12 protein-coding genes, 1 tRNA gene and 5 pseudogenes are annotated in these 19,047 nt (G+C 64.5%); 2 read left to right on the forward strand and 16 right to left on the reverse strand.

All coding sequences use genetic code 11. The annotated features are described in order from the left end of the window. Positions 1-327: 327 nt before the first annotated feature. The 3 pseudogenes from H7A12_15330 to H7A12_15340 form a co-directional block, all read right to left on the reverse strand. Positions 328-1,127 (reverse strand): annotated as a pseudogene (locus H7A12_15330) (AAA family ATPase). Beyond that, positions 1,124-2,603, reverse strand: a pseudogene (locus H7A12_15335) (transposase). Before H7A12_15335 ends, H7A12_15330 begins: the two co-directional pseudogenes overlap by 4 nt. A gap of 76 nt (positions 2,604-2,679) precedes the next feature. Beyond that, positions 2,680-3,256: pseudogene (locus tag H7A12_15340) on the reverse strand (hypothetical protein). A 468-nt stretch (positions 3,257-3,724) separates the two neighbouring features. Here H7A12_15340 and H7A12_15345 point away from each other — a divergent pair. Further along, positions 3,725-5,361 (forward strand): annotated as a pseudogene (locus H7A12_15345) (IS1634 family transposase). A gap of 75 nt (positions 5,362-5,436) precedes the next feature. Here the strand turns inward: H7A12_15345 and H7A12_15350 are convergent. The 7 genes and pseudogenes from H7A12_15350 to H7A12_15380 all read right to left on the reverse strand — a co-directional run bounded on the left by H7A12_15350 (position 5,437) and on the right by H7A12_15380 (position 11,304). Beyond that, a pseudogene (locus tag H7A12_15350) lies at positions 5,437-5,562 on the reverse strand (RES domain-containing protein). After that, the gene (locus H7A12_15355) at positions 5,559-5,960 is read right to left on the reverse strand and encodes a DUF2384 domain-containing protein (protein MCP5322161.1); all 402 of its coding nucleotides are present in this window, start codon (positions 5,958-5,960) and stop codon (positions 5,559-5,561) included. Before H7A12_15355 ends, H7A12_15350 begins: the two are co-directional and overlap by 4 nt. 150 nt (positions 5,961-6,110) lie before the next feature. Continuing rightward, positions 6,111-6,848, reverse strand: a complete 738-nt coding sequence (locus H7A12_15360; protein ID MCP5322162.1) for a TetR/AcrR family transcriptional regulator — start codon at positions 6,846-6,848, stop codon at positions 6,111-6,113. 300 nt (positions 6,849-7,148) lie between these two features. Beyond that, positions 7,149-9,017, reverse strand: coding sequence for a pyrroloquinoline quinone-dependent dehydrogenase (locus tag H7A12_15365; protein ID MCP5322163.1), 1,869 nt, complete (start codon positions 9,015-9,017; stop codon positions 7,149-7,151). Between the two features lie 128 nt (positions 9,018-9,145). Beyond that, positions 9,146-9,883, reverse strand: a complete 738-nt coding sequence (locus tag H7A12_15370; protein ID MCP5322164.1) for an SDR family oxidoreductase — start codon at positions 9,881-9,883, stop codon at positions 9,146-9,148. Between the two features lie 59 nt (positions 9,884-9,942). Further along, positions 9,943-10,848 (reverse strand): hypothetical protein, encoded by a 906-nt coding sequence (locus tag H7A12_15375; protein ID MCP5322165.1) that lies wholly within the window; start codon positions 10,846-10,848, stop codon positions 9,943-9,945. Positions 10,849-10,953: 105 nt separating this feature from the next. Further along, entirely contained in the window at positions 10,954-11,304 is a 351-nt protein-coding gene (locus H7A12_15380) for an FAD-binding protein (protein MCP5322166.1), read from the reverse strand. 95 nt (positions 11,305-11,399) lie between these two features. Here H7A12_15380 and H7A12_15385 point away from each other — a divergent pair, with 95 nt between their 5' ends. Then, positions 11,400-12,392 (forward strand): IS5 family transposase, encoded by a 993-nt coding sequence (locus H7A12_15385; protein MCP5322167.1) that lies wholly within the window; start codon positions 11,400-11,402, stop codon positions 12,390-12,392. Between the two features lie 1,749 nt (positions 12,393-14,141). Here H7A12_15385 and H7A12_15390 read toward each other — a convergent pair. From H7A12_15390 to H7A12_15415, 6 genes are all read right to left on the reverse strand, one after another. Next, positions 14,142-14,217: transfer RNA gene (locus H7A12_15390), tRNA-Thr, on the reverse strand. A 37-nt stretch (positions 14,218-14,254) separates the two neighbouring features. Further along, complete coding sequence (locus H7A12_15395; GenBank protein MCP5322168.1) at positions 14,255-15,214, reverse strand: SPOR domain-containing protein; 960 nt, start codon at positions 15,212-15,214, stop codon at positions 14,255-14,257. Beyond that, positions 15,214-15,945 (reverse strand): type III pantothenate kinase, encoded by a 732-nt coding sequence (locus H7A12_15400; protein MCP5322169.1) that lies wholly within the window; start codon positions 15,943-15,945, stop codon positions 15,214-15,216. Before H7A12_15400 ends, H7A12_15395 begins: the two co-directional genes overlap by 1 nt. Continuing rightward, the gene (gene birA / locus H7A12_15405; protein ID MCP5322170.1) at positions 15,942-17,009 is read right to left on the reverse strand and encodes a bifunctional biotin--[acetyl-CoA-carboxylase] ligase/biotin operon repressor BirA; all 1,068 of its coding nucleotides are present in this window, start codon (positions 17,007-17,009) and stop codon (positions 15,942-15,944) included. The genes H7A12_15400 and birA overlap by 4 nt, the downstream gene beginning before the upstream one ends. Continuing rightward, positions 16,930-17,805: a carbon-nitrogen hydrolase gene (locus H7A12_15410; protein MCP5322171.1), complete on the reverse strand. Its 876-nt coding sequence runs from the start codon at positions 17,803-17,805 to the stop codon at positions 16,930-16,932. The genes birA and H7A12_15410 overlap by 80 nt, the downstream gene beginning before the upstream one ends. A 52-nt stretch (positions 17,806-17,857) precedes the next feature. Beyond that, complete coding sequence (locus H7A12_15415; GenBank protein ID MCP5322172.1) at positions 17,858-18,913, reverse strand: agmatine deiminase family protein; 1,056 nt, start codon at positions 18,911-18,913, stop codon at positions 17,858-17,860. Positions 18,914-19,047 lie beyond the last annotated feature (134 nt).

Consider the following 19,047-nt stretch of genomic DNA (forward strand, 5'->3'; position numbering starts at 1 on the left):
AGGCGCTGTGGCGACGGTCTGACGATGGCTCAGAAGACCGGGTCGGACGGCTCGTCGGGGATTGTGAGGGGCAGTTCGAGCTGGGTGCGCTCGGCGCGCTGGGCGGCGTACTCAGCGGCGGTGTGGCGATGGTGGCGACGGATCTGCACGAAGTAAGCGCGACTCGAAGGCGCGGATCACCTCGTAGAGGAAGTCGAGGATGTGTGCCGCGCCCTCGTCGCTGAGCTGCTCGGGGAATTCGATGGGGTGGTGCCGGGACGATTTCATGGTTGCCGGCTCAAGCGCTGGTGAGCCGGGTGCGGCGCGTGCCGGCGGATTGCCCAGGGGCGTGAACACCGCGAGGTACAGCTTCTCGTCGAGCTGGACGAGCTCGCGCTGCGCGGCGGCGGCGAGCAGTTCCGCGGCCATGGTGGTGAGCGCACGGTAGTTACCCATGGCGTGGTCGCAGACGGTGTGCATCAGCTCGGGTGTCATCAGAGCGGGGGCGCCGGCGCTTGCGAGCAGGTGCTTCAGGCAGGCCAGCAGTTCCTCGCGGCTGGCGTACTCCAGCGAGAGGCGTGCGCGGATGCGCGAACCGAGCGGCAGGAGTTCGTCGCGGCGCAGCAACTCGTTCAGACGCTGGTCGCCGGCGAGCACGACGCTCAGCAGGCTGCGCGAGTCGAAGTGCGCCGAGGCGAGCAGGCGCAACTCCGAGAGCACGAGCGGGGCGACCTGTTGCGCCCTCGTCGATCAGCAGCACGGGGCGAAGCCGCGTGCTCTCCAGATGGGCGATCCAGCGGGTGCGCAGCGCCTTGAAGCCCATCCAGCGGTTGTGCGGGCGCAGCTCCACGGCGAACAGATCACCGAGCTCGCGGTAGAAGTCGGCGAGGTTGGCGCTCAGGTGCGTGAGTGCGGCGACGGTCAGATCCGGCACGGGGCGAGGCGCTCGGCGATCAGGCGCAGCGCCACGCTCTTGCCCGTACCGACGTCGCCGCTGATCAGCGCGAAGCCGCCTTCGCGCACGAGCGCGTGCTCGATACGCCGAGCGAAGTTCTCCACCGCCGGCGTGAGGCGCAGCGCCTCGGTGGGCAGTTCGGGCGAGAAGGATTCCACTTCAGACCATAAAGGGCGAGCAGTTGCTTGTTCATCGCAGCGGATCCTCGGCAAGGGGTGCGTCGTTGGACAGGGGCACGTAGGCCGGAGGCAGCCCGGTGGCGGCATACTCGACCATGAGCGCGCGTAACAGCGGCGCCATGGGGCTGTGCGCCGGCGGGTCGGGCAGCACGGGCACCGTAGGCGTGCGCACTGCGTGCAGGCGTCTCGCGGCGCTGGCGTGAGCCGTCTTGTCCAGCGGGTAGAGCGCACAGATCGGCGTCCCGCTCAGCGGATCGATCAGCTCGACCGTGCGCAGGTCCCAGCGCGCGTAGCGCACCGTGAGCCGTGCGAGGTGGCGGTAGCGCGAGGGCACCTCGAAGCGTGTGCTCTCGAGCGAGAACGTGCCGTCGGAGCGCCGTTGGGTGCGCACGGCTTCGGTGCGAAACGCACGGCGCAGCCGCTCGCTCCCAGGGCACTCGCGCCCGACATCGGTGCCGTCGCCGTAGCGTGCCAGCGGAGAACAGCCGAGTTCGCTGTGCGAACGGCGGTTGTACTCCATCTCGACCCGAGCCTGCGTGGCCTCGTTCAGCCGCTCGAGCGTGAGCTCTGCGCAGCCCTCGAGCATCGCCATCAGGCGCGACTCCACGCTCGCCCAGAACGTCTCCTGCTTGGCGTTCTGGTACGGCGAGTACGGCAGCGTGGTCTCGTGCACGATGCCGAGCGTGTGCAGCCCGGCCGTGACCTCGGCGGCCAGCATCGGTGCGCCGTTGTCGGTCATCAGCGCACGCGGCAACGCGCGCTTCTGCAGCGCTTGCGAGCCCGTGCACGAAGGTCTCGGCCGTCTCGGCCAGATACCACTGCAGGTGGCAGGCAAGACGCGAGTGGTCATCGATCACCCCGAGCAGCACGGGTTTTTGCCACACGCCCGTGCGGCTGAGCACCGGGTGTGTGCCGTGGTGGAAGTCGGCGTGCCAGAGCGCGTTGGTGTGCGCGCTCTCGTAAGAGCGGACCTCGACCCGCGCGAGCCGTTCGCGTGCCTCGGCGCGAGCGGCGCTGTCGCGCACGGATCGCCGCGCCTGGCGAAACAACCCCTGCGCCGCAAAGTAGCGGCGCACGCTCGCGTACGAGGGCGCCGCCCCGAGTGCCGGATCCTCGCGCAGCCGTACGGCCAGGTTGTCGTAGTGCAGCTGCACCGTCCAGCTCGGGTGCGCGTGGTACTGGGCGTACAGCAGCGCACCGATCGCCGTCGACAGGCTGCGCTGGCGACCGGCATCCTTGCGCACCCCGCGGCGTAGTGCCGCCACCGGATCCGTGCGGGCGTTCTTCGCCGCGTAGTACCAGCGCTCGATCGTCGAGCGCCCGAACTGGCACGGCCTCCCCGTGACCGGGTGGCGCCAGTGTCGGGCCGCCAGCTGCACCAGCGTCTGCTGCAGCGCACCCGGCTCGGGCGGCGCCGCCAGCAGCGGACCGATGATCATGAAGCGCAGCCGTGCCCAGCGGTCTCGATCGCCCTCGACCGTCCTGCCCATGCGAAATCCCCGTGCGGTGAGTGTATGCGCAGCCTACGCAGCTCCTCCGCCTCGCGGCACCCGCATCGTCTGCGGGTCATCCGCGCGCCCTCACCGAACGCGACAGCGGTGCGAGCAGCCGCAGCAGCCCCACCACCGAAGTTGCCGAGAAGGCCTCACCCCAGCGTTCCAGCAATCCGCGCGGCAACGCTTGCTCCTCCACTGGCGTGGCCAGTCGTGCCCGGATCGCCGCCCACGGCGCACTGGCTGCGAAATCTCTCCGCCACCACCGTCGCCAGCGCTCGAGCGTGCGCAAACCGACCCCGATACGCTCGCACAGTCGCTGCCGGTGCCGCTCACTCAGACCCTGTGCCAGCGCACACGCCAGCACCACCACGGCGCCCGCAAACACCCGGCGCCCCAGAAAAACGCACCGACGACGGCGTCATGCGCCGTCGGCACCCGTCGCGGGCACAGCAGAAACTCAGGCGTCGCACCCCGTCCGGCCCGAACAGCGCACGCGGCACGCCGCGCGGCTTGCGCGGGTAGTCGGCGCGATGCAGCGGCGCACCGCACGCCGGACAGCCGCCAGCGCTCTCCTGCTCCGCCAGGTCGTGATCGATCAGCTGCAAAAACCGCCAGAAGCTGGCATCGCGTAACAGGGCATGGCACATTGGAGTGGTCTCGCATTCTTGGTCGAACACGAGACAACCCCCTCGGAGGGCTTCTTGCAAGCTCTTCGAGGGGGCCTTGCTTCCGCTCCTCACCAACCGTGACAAAAAACGGCCGGAAATCCCTCAGATAGTCTGGTCAAGCTCAGACCACCTCGCACATCGACCGGCGGGTGGGTGAAAGCCGCCATTATCCAGGAGGCGCCATCGCCATAGACGCGGTCTTCCGGTGGTATCAAGCGAATATCGCCAACTTCATCACGCAATCTGGGGTTGGTCAGCGACTCGACGGCGTAGAGCACCCCAAGTTCCGCACTTCGTGCCCGGTTTTGGCGGGGTCGCCGCTAGCCACACTCCATGATTTCAACGACTTGGGCGTGCCGCAAGCCCGATTTCCAGACAATCGTGTTGTGTCACGCCTTAACGTTTTGATGGCTTTAATGGCGGGTTGGCATGTGATAGCGTTGACACATGTACACGCGCATCACCCGCTCCGGCGGCCGGAGCTACCTGCAACTCGTCGAAGGCTTCCGCACCCAGGCCGGGGTGCGCCAGCGCGTGGTCGCCAACCTCGGTCGCCTGGATGAGCTGGACGGCAAGAAACTCGATCCACTCATCCACGGCTTGCAGCGTGCGCTCGGTCGCGTGCCGATCTCGGCACCCGTGCCGGAGTACGACTCGGCACGGGCGCTGGGCGATGTGCATGCCCTGAATGAACTGTGGTCGAGTCTGGGTTTGGGCGATGCCGTACGTCAGGCCCTGCGCTCCTCGCGCCGCGCATTCGATGCCGAGGCGATGGTGCGGGCGATGGTGTTCAACCGCCTGTGTGCACCCGATTCCAAGCTCGGCTGTCTGGAATGGCTGGAGACGGTGGCGATCCAGGCATGCCCGAGGCGGTCTCGCACGATCACCTGCTGCGCACGCTGGATGCGCTGATGGATCGCGCCGGGAAGGTCGAGGCGAAGGTGGCCCAGCTGTTGCGGCCGATGCTCGATCAGCAATTGTCGGTGGTGTTCTACGATCTGACCACGGTGCGCATCCACGGCGAGGGCCATGTTCCCGAGGATGTACGTGCCTATGGCATGAACAAGGAAACTGGCGGCATCGCCCGGCAGTTCGTGCTGGGCGTGGTGCAGTCGGCCGAGGGTTTGCCGCTGATGCACACCGTGCATGCCGGCAACGTTGCCGAGACCGCCACCCTCAAGGCCATGCTCGAACAGGTGCTGGCGCGCTTCCCGGTCGAGCGGGTGATCCGGTCGCCGACCGCGGTCTGCTCAGTCTGGACAACATCGCCCAGATCGGCGAGCTGGCCCGGCAGACCGAGCGCAAGTTGCAGTTCATCCGGCGGTGCCGGCACGGCGCTACGCAGAGCTGGGCGGCACGCTCGATGCGATGAGCTTCGGCGAGGGTCTGGCCGAAGGCCGCTTCGCCGAGCACCGGCTGGTGGTCGCGCACGATCCGACCTGAGCGGCCGAGCAGACGGCCAGCCGCCACCAACGCATCGCCGAACTGGAAGCCTTCGCCGACCAGCTTGTCGCCAAGCTCGACGCGCAGGACAAAGGCCTCACCGAACGCGGCCGCAAGGCCAGCGACCGCGGTGCCTACAGCCGCTTCCAGCAAGCCGTTGCCGAGGCCGAGTTGACTCGCTTCGTGAAGCCGCAATACCACGCCGAGCGCTTCAGCTATACCCTCGACGAGGCGGCCATCGCACGCGCGGAGACCTTCGACGGCAAGCTGGTACTGCTGACCAATGTCGAGGACTTTACAGCCGCGCAGATCGTCGAGCGCTACAAGAACTGGCCGACATCGAGCGCGGCTTCCGGGTGCTCAAGAGCGACCTTGCGATTGCACCGGTGTACCACCGCCTCCCGGATCGCATCCGCGCGCACGCGCTGATCTGCTTCCCGGCGCTGCTGCTGTATCGGGTGATGCGCATGCGCTTGAAGCAGCACGGCAGCGTCCACAGCCCGAAGACCGCGCTGGAGCTGCTGCGGCGAATCCAGCAGCACCGCGTCACTATCGGCACGCAACACCTGACCGGTATTGGCAAGATCACACCCCAGCAACTCCAACTCTTCGAGGCCTTGACCGTCAAAGCACCCGCCTGAAGCGCTTGTTGTGGCATTTTTGACTTACGTCACCAAGTCAAATCAAACACTTGCGTGATTAGCTGCGGAACTTGGGAGCACGCCCCAATCCTGAGGATTGGAGACGCGCTCGAACAGGTGGATCTGGGGATAGCGCGACAGCATGACCCGATAGACGGGTTCATTGACCTGGCTACCGGGTAGAGTATCGATGGCGATCACCAGCCACCTCGCTCCGCATCAAGAAAATCCCTGACCACGGCCAGGTCAACCACCTGACCAGCGAGTATTCGGCTCAGCGGGGTCGTGCCATTGAACAGCGGGTTGTCGTTGGGAGTAGCCAGCCACTGGTCAGCCAGCACCTGATCGGGCAGCAAGATTTGCAGGGACTTGTAAATCCCCAAAATGTAGCTGACCCGCTCCAACAGGTCTCGCGTCAGCTTGGCCTTCTCGGGCTGGCTCTTCCAGTTGTAAAGGGTCTTCTCATTACTGAGCCCCAATAGCACCATTTGCTGGGCACCAGTGATGCGCCACTGGCTGAAGATATTGAAAATCGCCGGTAGCAGTGAACTGGTGACACTGGAACCACGCTGCAGCAGTTGTTCGGCCTGAGCGATCATGATTACCTCCTGAACAGCACTTTCGCTGTATCCTTACAGTGCCTGAATGCAAGCCAGCAGACTGTAATGTTACAGTCAACCCTGTAAAATCTCTTGTGCGTCAGCCGTCTGCGTTTCAGTTCAACGCAGGTGTGCGGCGATGGCATCGAATCATGTACTGCCAGCGAATCCAGAGATGTCGCCCTCTGCTTCCAATGAAATGCACAACTCACGGGTGGCGTCTGAAATCGGTGCGGACAACAACGCGGTTATGGAATCCTCCAGATTGGCAATGAACAGGCGGGTATTCGATTCCAGCCGGTCGGCAGATCCGGTTTCCAGCATGCGCACATGGTCATCGAGGCCGTGAAACACGAGCACCGCCGCCAGCAACAATCGCTGGCGTGCGACTGTCTCCGGCAGGTATGTGGAGCGTAGCGCCTGACGCAGCGCCTGAACGAAGCGGTCGCTACGCGCCAGCCTCAACGGCGACGCCGGTGTGCCATGGACCGACAGGGTATGCAACGCGATGAGCTGAGCGTTGATGCGAATGAATGCCCGTCCACCATCGGCATCGTCAAGTTTGGCGGCTATCGGCTGTACGAAGGCATTTACCAGTGAGCGTAAACCCGATGGGCTTTCCGATTCTTCCAGACGATTCAACAGCACTTCACGTGCAGCAGTAATGCCCGCGACATGCCTGTCGAGGATGACCTGCAACAATCCCTGCTTGTCACCGAAGTGATACTGGCACGCACTGCTGTTTTTCTGCCCCGCCGCCTTGCTGACCTCGTTCAACGAGACGTTTTCTATGCTGCGACTGGCAAACAGCGCTTCAGCAACGCTGATGAGTCGCGTCCGTGTGGCCTGACTGCGTCGCGTCACGGCACCATCGGATGGCTTTGACATTTGATATATCTTCGATCAGCAAGCGCGCCCCAAACCGACGATCAAGAGGTGCGGATGAAATTCTGGCAGACGCTCACATGGACAGAACCCGATCAGTTGCTCGACGTTGTCAGGCATGCAGAAGACGTCGGTTTCGACGGTGTGATGCTGAGCGACCATGGTGCATTCCCCAGGGAAGTACGTTCACGTTACCCCTACTTCGCCGACGGCACGCCGCCAATGACGCACGACGGCTTTCTGCCCGACTGCCGGGCAACGCTCTCGCTGAGCGCACGCTCGGATCCCGGACTTGTCCGTTCGTCAATGCAGCGTGAAAGCGATCAGGGCATCACCCGATTCCGACCATGCATGTCCGCCTGCGGCAATGACGACATATTGCGGACCATCGGGACGCAAGCGGTAGCTCATGGGGGTGGCGCTCGCCGTGAATGGCAGGCGATAGCGCCACACTTCATCACCCGTTTGCGCATCGAACGCACGGAAGAACCTGTCCATCGTTGCACCCACGAACACCAGCCCCCCGGCCGTCACGATCGAGCCGCCCAGGTTCGGCGTGCCAAGCCTGAACCACAAGGGAAAGGGTGCCTGATCCCGCGTAGAACCCAGCGGGCGTTTCCACAATACCTGCCCGGACTTCAGATCGACTGCCGTCAACGTACCCCAAGGGGTTGGCGCGCACGGAGCGCCAAGGTTCGACAGCAGCATCGTGCGCTTGGCTCCATATACCGTGCCCTGCTGTGGATAGAATTCATCGGGAAAGTGTCCCAGCTCGGCAACGCCACCGTCATATATCTTCCGCGGTATCAGTTGCACGATCTGCGCAATGGCGGTCTGGTTCGTGTACAGGACTCCATGCACCGGATCGATCGCCACACTGCCCCAGTTCGAGCCCCCCAGGCTGGAGGGGTACTGGATCGAACCTTCCAAAGAAGGGGGAGTGAAGATTCCTTCATAGCGAAGCCTGCTCATCTTCCCGGCACAATCGCGCTTGTCGAAAAAGGCAAAGCCGAAAACATCATTTGCTGCAAAGATCGGGGGTTGCAGCGGTGCCGGGTGAGTGGGGAAGGGTTGCGTCGGTGACAACTGCTCGCCGGGCACACCGCCTTGTGGTACGGGGCGCTCCTCCACCGGGTACAGCGGCTCGCCGGTCTCGCGATCGAGCAGGAATATGTGCCCCATCTTGGTTGCCTGCGCAACCGCCGGAACACCGCCACCCACACCCCCGAGCTGAAACAATACCGGTTGCGAAGCCACGTCATAATCCCAGACGTCGTGGTGCACGGTCTGAAAGGCCCACACGACCTTTCCGGTGCTGACGTCGAGAGCAACCGTCGAACTGCCATACCGGTCCAGGTTGCCGCGCACGCCGCCGAACAGATCGGGCCCCGCGTTGCCCGTCGGCAGAAACACCAGCCCGCGCTCCTCGTCGCCCGACATGATCGACCAGACATTCGGAGTGCCGGGACGATAGATCGGCGCATCCGGGTCTATGCTGCGCTCGGCCTCGGTAATGGGTGCGGGATCCCACGCCCAGCGCAGCGCACCCGTGCGAACGTCGTATCCCTTGACGACACCACTCGGCGCGTTCGTTCTCAGGTTGTCGGCAACCAGCGCGCCGACCACGACCACATCACGAACGACGATCGGCGGCGACGTCGGGTAGCGCTCCCACTTCGGGGCCGGCTGCAGATTCTCGCGCAGATCGACGCGCCCGCCTCGCCCGAAATCACGGCAGGGTTGGCCGGTTTTCGCATCGAGCGCAATCAGCTCCGAATCGAGCGTGGCGGCAAGGATGCGCGTTGCGCAGACACCATCGCCGGGAGCATTGGTTTCACGCCAGAAAGCCACCCCGCGGCACGCTCGGGTGGAAGGGGTTTCATCGAAGTGACGATTGCGGACTTCGGGATCGAACGACCAGCGCTCGACGCCTGTTTCGGGATCCAGCGCGATCACGCGGTTATACGGCGTACAGAATACAAGCTGGTCGTCGACCAATATCGGCGTGACGCTGAAACTCGTCTTGGTTTCGGTCGAACTGCCGTTGCTGAAATCGCCACTGCGATGCGTCCAGGCAACTTGCAGTCCATTGACGTTGGCGGGCGTAATTTGGGTCAGTGGCGAGTAGCGTAGCCCACCCTTGTCACCGCCGTATTCCGGCCATCCCGCCATTGCACCAGTATCATTTCCGTCGGTTGAAGGCCTGCTCCCGCATCCGGCAAGGGCCAACACGCTGCACAACAACAAATACCGGAGGGGCTGTGACTTCATGATGTCTGGATTTCCCGTTCGGATCGGAGCTATCTGCCCAACGCGCCATCGACGACGGCGATCTGTTCAGGTGACAACGGAGCGCAGTGCGTCAGCCCTCCATCCACGAACAGGGTGCTGCCGGTCATGCCGGCACTCGCCTCCGACGCCAGCAGCAACAGGGGTCCGGCAAAGTCATCGAGACGATTGGAGCGCCCGATCGCCATTCCGACGCCAGCGGCGACCGGGACGGCTTCGGTAAAGGTCTCGACGAATTTCTCGGTGGCGACAACACCGGGACACAGGCCGTTCACGGTTACGCCATATCGCCCGACCTCGATGGCCAGTTGCCGGGTCATGGCCATCAGTGCGCCCTTGGACGTTCCGTAGGCGGGCACCGCCGCCATGCCAAGCAGCCCCGATGGAGACTCCACATTGATGATTCGGCCCCAGCCGTTGCGCATCATTCCCGGCAGGCAGGCGCGACACATGCGAAACGCACCATTGAGGTTGGTGTCGATGACACTGACCCACACGTCCTCGTCCATCCGGGTCAGCAGGCCTGGCGGAAATATCGCAGCATTGTTGACCAGGATATCGACCCGCCCCTGCCAGTCGATCACTTCCTGAACCGCTGCTTCAACCTGAGACGTGCTTCGTACATCGCAGACTATGGCGCGCACGACACCACCGCGCTGATTCAGCTCCGCTTCGACGCCTCGAAGCGTTTCCAGATGCCTGCCCGTGATCGCCACTGCGGCGCCCGCCTCGGCGAGCGTCGCCGCCATGGCCCGACCAAGCCCGCTGCCACCGCCGGTCACGATGGCGACCTTGCCATCGAGCGCTGTCATGACAACCACCGTTGCTGCGCCGGATGGATCGAGTACTCGCACACGCCCATGCAACGTCGCCCATCATCGAGTTCGAATTCGCAGAACGCTTCGAAGCAGTCCACCGGGTTATCCAGACAGTTGTCGCCGCGATACCAGAGCTTTATCTCGCCGAGCTTCCTCAGGCTGCGCACCTGCCTCCTGCGTCCATCCGGCAAGTTCAGCACGAAGCGAAATTCAATGGCGGTCGCCCTGTCATCACCCAGAATGATTTCTGCCTCTACCCCACGCAGGGGCTGATCGCCCTGCGTGCTGGAAATCGACCCAACCGTTGGCATGCTGAGGCGGCTGCCCTGCGGACAGCCCAGCGCGCAGAGCTGCGCATCGTCCAGATGCAATATCAGCCAGAAATGCCCGGCAAACCTCGGTTCATCGATCCGTTCCCACTCCTTTTCCTCGTGGAAGTTGTGCATCCATGAACGCTCGCGATGGGAACGGCAGGCAATGTTGCGCACCTCCCCCCTGGCAGGCCCCTGGCGAATTTCGAATCGCCCGTGGCAATCCATTGCCTGTTCGAAATGCCCGCCCCACACCATGGAAAAATAGTCATTCGCCTCCGTGAGCTGGTGCGCGGCTTGGGAATGGTCATATTCGAAGGCCGGGTATCGCGCCTTGAAGTTCAGGTCATAGGCGTACAGCGGTCCATTGAAGCGCACACGAAACGCATCCAGCGGACGCAACACCTCGTAGCTCATGCGTCCATCACCCCACGGTCCCTGCGGTTCTTTCTGCGGATCGAAGCAATGCTTGTTGCCCCAATACTGCAGAACGCCGTCGATCTGAAACAGTGAAGCCCAGCGGGAATAACCATGATTGGTCAGAAAGATCTGGGCGACGCCAAAGACGTTCGCATCCGGATCCATGACGCTGAACCAGGTCGTATCGACGAACAGGGCGTCTGGAATCGGGGCCGAATCGAGATGCAGAAACTCATCCTGCTCCACCATCATTCCTTTTCTCCTTTGGTTTCACCCGGTGCAGATATGCCTGGCAGCCCGGTAGCCGAACACCATGGCCGGCCCGATACTCGATCCCGGTCCGGGGTATGTGACCAGGACACCTGCCGCCGTATTCCCTATCGCGTACAGCCCGTCCATGGCCTTTCCCTGTTGATCCAGCACGCGGGCAAATTCGTCGATTTCGAGCCCGCCGCTGGTTCCCACGTCTCCAAGCTCCATGCGCATCGCATAAAACGGCGCTTCCGCCATCGGTCCGAGACAGGGATTGGGTTGCACCCGAGGGTCGCCATAGTGGCGGTCATAGTTGGTATCACCCCGGTGGAATTCGGCATCGACGCCGGTTCGGGCGTATTCGTTCATTCGCGCCACCGTATCCAGCAGCCCTCCCTTGGGAACCTCTGCAAAACCTCTGTAAAAACCTGGCTTGCATCCGCCTGGTATGAGACAGTCGAGGCATGAAACAGATGAGCCTTGCCCCCATGAGCGGTTTTGAGTTGAAGACGCGGCGCACGCGAAAGCGTGTGTTCCTGAGTGAGATGCAGCAGGTCGTGCCGTGGGCGGATCTGGTGGCAATCATTGCGCCGTATGCACCCACACCCGGCCCGAAAGGCGGGCGCCCGCCATTTGCAGTGGAAACGATGCTGCGCATCCACTTCCTGCAGCAGTGGTTCGGGTTGTCGGATCCGGCCATGGAAGAGGCGCTCTACGACGTGCCGCTGTACCGCGAGTTTGCTGGTCTGGATGTGGGAGTTGACCGCCTGCCTGATGAGAGCACCATTTTGCGTTTTCGGCATCTGCTCGAAGCGCACGGCTTGAGCACACGCCTCTTCGATCACATCAACACGCTTCTGGCGGAGCGCGGTTTGCTTCTCAAGGCGGGAACAGCTGTCGACGCCACGATCATCGCTGCCCCGTCCTCGACGAAAAACGATACGGGTACGCGCGACTCTGAGATGCACCAGACAAAGAAAGGAAACCAATGGTTCTTCGGCATGAAGGCGCACATTGGGGTGGATGCCGACTCGGGGCTGGTGCACACGGTGGTGACGACATCGGCCAACGCGCACGACGTCACGCAAGCACACGAACTGTTGCACGGTGAAGAAGAGGATGTCTTCGCTGATTCGGGCTACCGAGGCGTTGAAAAGCGCGAGGAGATCAAGGCGAATCGGCCACAGCCGAACTGGCACGTGGCGATGATGCCCGGCAAGCGCCGAGCGCTGGACAAGAATACCCCGCGCGGCAGTCTGGTCGATGCGTTGGAGCGGACCAAGGCGCGTATCCGGGCGAAGGTCGAGCATCCGTTTCGGGTGCTCAAGTGCCAGTTCGGATTCACCAAGGTGCGCTACAAGGGTCTGGCCAAGAACACAGCCAACCTGGCCACCCTCTTTGCGTTGGTCAATTTGTGGCTGGCGCGCAAACGAATTTTGCAGGCTTGCGGGGGATGAGTGTGCCCGCAGCACGGGCAAGAGCCCCGAAACGGGCTGAAAGTAGCTAAAAAACGGGCGGATTTGATGAAAATCAGCTGCCACACTCATTATTTTGTCCAACCTACGCAATATCTCGTAATTCACCGGATGTTGTGCAGAGGTTCCCTTGTCGATTCCGGCAGCGGCAGCAAGTGCCTCGATCGTCGGGGCTCGATGCAGGAATCCCGACCGGGAATAGGAACGCGGCAACACGATATCCGGACGCAATGAGCTGCGGAGCAACGGGCCGGTGATATAGCTGCGGCGGAAACGCGCATCGAATATGAAGAAAGCCGGATAGGAAGGATCGCTTTCGGTATGCCTTGCCTGTGCGGCCAGAACAAAGGTCATGTAATTCTGGGCTTCATTGGCAAGACGTCTTCCCAGCGTGTTGACCACACAGGAACCGGGCAGGGACCGCTCTATGACCGCAAGCCGGGGCAAATCATCGGGCGGCACGAAAGTCGGAACCCACCAGGCGGCATGCATGCGCTTCAAGCGGGCACCGAGCCGTTCTGCCGCAACGATGGCATCTCCCGTATCCGTATCGACGGCGGCACTCCAGGCACTGCTGGTTGGCTTGGGCAGATACCTGTCGCGCATCGACTGGTTTTTCGCAAAACCGCCGGCAGCCAGAATCACTGCCCGCCTGGCACGGATGTTCACTTGCTGCCCATCGCGCTCCACAACGGCACCGCAAACCCGGTCACCGTCATGGATCAGGCGCACCAGACGCGTTCGCAGCCACAGCGGCATGCTCCGGTCCAACATGGAAGCCCGCAGTTGCGCTATTCCGGCACTGCCACAGGTCACACGACGATCAACCGAAGTGCGAAGGCGCCATGGAAAATCACCGAGGTATTTTCGTAGCAGTCGCGCCGTCGTTTTCAGCCAGCCCGGCAGCATGGACATGAACTGATGGGCTTCCTCCATGGTGATGGAGATCTTGCCCAGCATGAACATGCTGGGATGCGTTGGCAGCAATTCCTGCCAGTCGCTTCCAAGCTGGTCGAGAAAGAAGGGTTCCGGTTCCAGCGAGCGATGACCCGGCCTGGCTCCCGGAGCATCTGAAAAATAATCCGGATACATCGACAGCGAGCGATAGCGGACGCGGGTTCGATCAGCCAGCAATCGAACCATTTCAGGGCCTGATTGAAGGTACGCATCGATCAGCCCGGGATCCCTGTCGTTTTCCGGGATCACCGCGTGGAGATAGGCCCTGGCCTCGGCAAGGGTATCCTGCGCGCCCGCATCCAGGGCGTAATGATTGCATGGGATCCAGACCCCTCCGCCGGAGCGGGCACTGGTGCCCCCGTAGCGGGCGCCCTTCTCGACGACGAGAACATCCCTGGCTCCGAGTTCGTAGCAGCAAAGTGCCGAGGTCAAGCCGCCATTGCCCGACCCGACGACGAGCACGTCCACGGAGTGATGCCACCGGACGGATTCGGCTGACACGGGACGAGCCGGAATCTGCTGTTCCGTTGTTCGATCGCCAGACATCCAGGACTCCTGGTCGTTGGGCGGGCACCCATTATTGTTCAGGGTTCAGGCTGGCTTCTGCCTCTCGGACTCATATTAATCAAGCATCATTAAATGTCAAAGCCAGGCAGCCCGACACGCATTGGCTCGACCGCAGCACTACGCGCGGGAAACGGGTTCAGAACCGGACGGGCTTTCTGGATTCGGTGTGTTTGTGAGCAACCACTGACCGTGGACACAGTGCAAACATGGAGCTGGCGAGAGGAATCGAACCCCCAACCGGCTGATTACAAATCAGCTGCTCTACCAATTGAGCTACGCCAGCGTAATGGAGGCCGCGCCGTCATGCGCGGCGCGGCAGTTTAGTCGGCCACAGGATCGGCTGCAACGACCGGGCAGGCAAGCTCCTCGATCGCCAGGCCCTGTCCGAGAGCGGCTTCGACCGCTGCCATATCTGCGCTCAATGTGCCTTGCACCATGAACGAGGGGCGCGTTTGCGCGGCCTCATGGATCGCGACCGGATAGCCGATGTCGGCGAAACGGGCCGCGTGCCGCTCGGCGCTCGCCGTGTCGCGAAACACCCCGAGCGAGATCCCGTTGCGCAGCGCGGGGTCGTCACGGATCACGAAACTCTCGACACCGCGCTCGGTCAGCCGCGCGACCACCGCACGCGCCTCTTCATCGTTGGCACGCGGCGGAATGTGCACCCAGAAATTGCTGTGAACGACGACCGGCACGGTCACGAGCGCGCCGTCGGGAAGCTGATCGCGCAGGCGTTCAAGCGCTGTACGCGCGGCGCCTTCGGTGGAAAACCGGCCGATGCGCACGCAGTGTGCGGACGGCGCCGCGTCGTGTGCGGACGGCACTGCCTCGCTTGTGGCACCACCAGGCGTGGCCGCCAGCGCCTCGTTTTCCTTCGGTACTGCAGCCTCGGAGTCGGTATCCACCGGCGCAGGAGCAGACGGTCCCGACTCTGCCGTTGCTGTCGGCTCTGTTGTCCAGGCAGCTCGTGCCGTCTCGGCCACTGCTGCAGTCTCGGGTGCTTCGGTCGCTTCAGCAGTTGCGGCGGTTGCGGCAGTTTCGACGGACTCCGTGGTTTCGGCAGTTGCGGCGGTGTCGACTGGCTCCATGGCGGGCGATGCATCCGCCACTGCAGTCTGCGGCTGCACGGGCCGGTATTCGCTCGCCAGTTCGAGTCGTGCGGGGTAGTGAGGCAGCTCGCGGGCCACGGGGCCGCCGTCGGACGGGGCCTCCACTGCGAACCACACCCAGGCGGCGTAGAGCGCATTGGCACCCAACAGCAACAGGAACAGCGTGCGCATCACGGCAGCGCCAGCCGCAGCCCGTCCAGCACCAGGTGCGGACGCAGGCTCACGGGGAAGTCCAGCCACGGCAGCAGGTCCTGCGCGTCGCCGCCGGTAAGCAACACCGTCGCCTGCGGGCAGATCCGTCCGAACTGTTCGTGTGCGGCGCAGAGCACCGCACCCGCCGCGAGCAGCGTGCCATGCGCAACCGCCTGCAGGGTGCTCGTGCCAGGCGCCACAACCGCCGTGTATCCGCCCGCATCGAAACGCACCCGATCCGTCGCAGTCAGCAGGCTGGTGCGGCTCATGCCGATCCCCGGCACGATATAGCCACCACGGTGCAGCCCCTCGTCGTCCACCAGATCCGCGGTGATCGCACTGCCGCAGTCGAACACGCAGACCGCACTGCCCGTGCTCGCGAAGCCGGCCAGCATCGCCAGCCAGCGATCGACACCGAGGCGCGCCGGCTCGGCGTAGCTGTTCCGTACACCCGCGGCGCTCGGTTGCGAACGCGCGTACTCGATCTCGAGACCGAGGGCACCGCGCACTGCAGCTCGCACCTGCTGCTCCACCTCCTCGCCACGTACGCAGGCTGCGCGCGCCCGCAGCACCGCACCGCACGCTGGCAGTGCGTCGAGCCCGGCCGCCAGCTCCGCGATGGCGCAACTGCCGTCGGCCAGTGCAGAGCCAGCCGCATCGACCAGCCGCCACTTGCAGCGCGTGTTGCCGATATCGAGCTCGAGGATCACGCCCGGCGCCTCACGCTGACCTCGCCGCTGTTCAGCAGCAGCAGCCCCTCGGCACTGCGCAGCCGCAGCGCACCGCCCGCATCCACGCCGTCGGCGGTCCCGTCGAGTACGCGCCCGTCGCTGGTGCTGACCGTGATGCCGCGCCCGGCGAGCACGTCGAGACGCTCCCAGTCCGGCTGCACCACACTGAAGCCGTGTACGGCGAACCGCGGCAGCAACTCGACACAGGAGGCGATCAGCGCCGCTGCCAGCGCGTTGCGGCCGATCACGCGACCCGCGAGCGTCTCCAGATCGATCCACGGCTGCCCGATTGCTGCCGCCTCGGCCAGCGGCATGCGCAGGTTGAGCCCGACACCGATCACCGCGCTCATCGGCCCCGACAGCTCGCCGTCGAGCTCGATCAGGATGCCGCCGAACTTCGCGTCACCGGCGAACAGATCGTTCGGCCACTTGAGTCCGATGCCGCCGATGCCGCACTGCTCGAGCGCGCGCACCACCGCAACACCCACCGCCAGGCTGAGGCCGTCGAGCGCGGCCACACCGCGATCGAAACGCCACGCCAGACTCAGGTAGATGTTGCTGCCGAACGGACTCAGCCAGTTTCGCCCACGCCGTCCACGGCCGCTGGTCTGGCGCTCGGCAAGACACGCCACGCCGTGCACTGCCTTGCCGCTGCGCAACGCGCGCAGCAGCACATCGTTGGTCGAGTCGATCACGCCGCACACATCGACGCCGGTCACGCGTGCACGCAGCTCGTCGGGCAGCAGCGCGAGGATGCGCTCGCCCTCCAGCAGCTCGATGCCACCCTCGAGACGGTAGCCGCGGCCGCTGCGCCGCTCCACGTGCAGACCCAGCTCGCCAAGACGCCCGATACGCTTCCAGACCGCGGCACGCGAGATGCCCAGCTCTGCCGCCAGCGACTCGCCCGAGTGAAACCCGCCATCGGAGAGCAGCGCGAGCAGTACGCGGTCCTCGCCTTCGTGTTCAGTCACGGTAGCGGCGCACCAGGTCGTGGTAGGCGTCGATGCGCCGATCGCGCAGGAACGGCCAGATGCGCCGCACATCCTCGCTGCGGCTGCGATCGAGCGTGGCGCGCAACACGCACTCGTCACGCACGCCGGCAAGCGCGATGAACTCGCCCTGCGGCCCGGCGACGAAGCTGCTGCCCCAGAAATCGATGCCCGCTCCCTGCCCCGACGGATCCTCCTCGTGACCGATGCGGTTGGCCACCAGCACCGCGATGCCGTTGGCCACTGCATGCGCACGCTGCACCGTGATCCAGGCCTCGCGCTGGCGCTCCCTTTCCGCGTCCACGTCACGCGGGTCCCAACCGATCGCGGTCGGATACAGCAGCAGCTCGGCGCCGGCGAGCGCCATCAGGCGTGCTGCCTCGGGGTACCACTGGTCCCAGCACACCAGCACCCCGAGCCGGCCGACCGACGTGTCCACGGGCGTGAAGCCCAGATCGCCGGGGGTGAAGTAGAACTTCTCGTAGAAGCCCGGATCGTCGGGAATGTGCATCTTGCGGTAGCGCCCGGCGATCGTGCCGTCGCGCTCGAACACCACGGCGGTGTTGTGGTAGAGCCCCGGTGCGCGCCGTTCGAACAGCGAGGCAACCAGCACCACGCCGGTTTCATGCGCCAGCGCTGCCAGGAAATCGCTGCTCGGCCCCGGGATCGGTTCGGCCCGATCGAAGCACGCAACGTCCTCGACCTGGCAGAAGTACGGGCCGGCGTGCAGTTCCTGCAACAGCACGAGCCGCGCGCCGCCGGCCGCGGCCTCGCGCACCAGCGCGGCCGAGCGGTTCAGGTTGGCTGAACGGTCGTCGCCGCAGACCTGCTGGATGCAGGCCACCTCCAGCGTGGCACTCATGCGACGGTCCTCGGGAGCGGGATGCGGTGTGTGCGGCGGATTATAGCGGCGCCAGCGTGCCGGCCGGCAATTGCATCGTCACGCAGTGCAGCGACCCGTACTGGCGAATCAACGGCAGGCAGTCGATCGCGACGATCTCGCGCTGCGGGAAGCACGCGCCCAGTGCGGCCAGCGCAGCGGCGTCGGCAGCGTCGCGGTAGGTGGGAACCAGCACAGCGTCGTTGATCACGAGGAAGTTCGCGTAGGTCGCCGGCAGGCGGCGTCCGTCGTCACCGTATTTGGGCGCCGGCCACGGCAGCGCGACCAGCCGGTACGGGGCGCCGTGCGCATCACGCAGCGCCATGAGTTCGTGCTCCATCGCGTCCAGCGCAGCGAAATGCGGGTCGCTGCGATCGTCGCAGCGCACGTAGGCGATCGTCGAGGTGTCGCAGAAGCGCGCCAGCGTATCGATATGGCTGTCGGTGTCGTCGCCCTCGAGCGCCCCGTGTTCGAGCCAGAGCACGCGCTGCAGACCGAAGAATTCATGCAGGCGCCGTTCGATGTCGGCGCGCGTGAACCCCGGATTGCGCCCCTGCGAGAGCAGGCAGGCCGCAGTCGTCAGCAGCGTGCCGGCTCCGTCGGACTCGATGGCGCCACCTTCGAGCACGAACCCGATACGCTCGTGCGCGGCGGCAGCAAAGGCACCCGCCTGCACCAGCGTGGCCGTGATGCGGTCATCGAGTGCCGCCGCGTACTTGCCGCCCCAGCCGTTGAACACGAAATCGAGCAGGCGTACCCGCCCATGCTCGAGCACCGTGATCGGTCCGTGGTCGCGGGCCCAGGAATCGTTCGACGCGACCGTGTGCAGCGCCACTCGCTCGAGCGCCACACCGGCGCTCTGCAGCAGTTGCGTCACGTGGCTACGGTGCGCGGCGTCGCGCACGCAGACCAGCAGCCGTTCGCGATTCGTGATTGCGCGCGCCAGCGCGACGTAGACCTGGTCCACCTCGGCAAGCCAGGGCCGCCAGTCACCTCCGTCGTGCGGCCACGTCAGCAACACGCCGTCCTGCGGCTCCCACTCGGCGGGCAGCCGCCGCGGCGACACGGTCGGGGCCATCGTGCTTCTCCATGGAACGAGGGAGCGGCGTGCTGCAGGGCAGCGTGCCGCAACGGGCGCGCAGTCTACTGCATCGCCGGCGGTGGCGTCGCATCGCGACCCGCATGCGTCGCTGCTGGCATAATCCGCCGGTC

The sequence above is a fragment of the Pseudomonadales bacterium genome (genome assembly GCA_024234165.1).
In the GTDB taxonomy this organism is placed as follows: Bacteria; Pseudomonadota; Gammaproteobacteria; order Pseudomonadales; family UBA5518; genus UBA5518.

What these genes read in the sequence shown, in the direction of transcription:
- H7A12_15385 (MCP5322167.1), top strand. Translation starts at nt 11,400, where the DNA reads ATGAAACAGATGAGCCTTGCCCCCATGAGCGGTTTTGAGTTGAAGACG.
- H7A12_15365 (MCP5322163.1), bottom strand. Translation starts at nt 9,017, where the DNA reads ATGGCGGGATGGCCGGAATACGGCGGTGACAAGGGTGGGCTACGCTAC.
- H7A12_15370 (MCP5322164.1), bottom strand. Translation starts at nt 9,883, where the DNA reads ATGGCGGCGACGCTCGCCGAGGCGGGCGCCGCAGTGGCGATCACGGGC.
- H7A12_15380 (MCP5322166.1), bottom strand. Translation starts at nt 11,304, where the DNA reads ATGAACGAATACGCCCGAACCGGCGTCGATGCCGAATTCCACCGGGGT.
- birA (MCP5322170.1), bottom strand. Translation starts at nt 17,009, where the DNA reads ATGTGCGGCGCATCTGGCCGTTCCTGCGCGATCGGCGCATCGACGCCT.
- H7A12_15355 (MCP5322161.1), bottom strand. Translation starts at nt 5,960, where the DNA reads ATGATCGCTCAGGCCGAACAACTGCTGCAGCGTGGTTCCAGTGTCACC.
- H7A12_15415 (MCP5322172.1), bottom strand. Translation starts at nt 18,913, where the DNA reads ATGGCCCCGACCGTGTCGCCGCGGCGGCTGCCCGCCGAGTGGGAGCCG.
- H7A12_15395 (MCP5322168.1), bottom strand. Translation starts at nt 15,214, where the DNA reads ATGCGCACGCTGTTCCTGTTGCTGTTGGGTGCCAATGCGCTCTACGCC.
- H7A12_15375 (MCP5322165.1), bottom strand. Translation starts at nt 10,848, where the DNA reads ATGGATCCGGATGCGAACGTCTTTGGCGTCGCCCAGATCTTTCTGACC.
- H7A12_15360 (MCP5322162.1), bottom strand. Translation starts at nt 6,848, where the DNA reads ATGTCAAAGCCATCCGATGGTGCCGTGACGCGACGCAGTCAGGCCACA.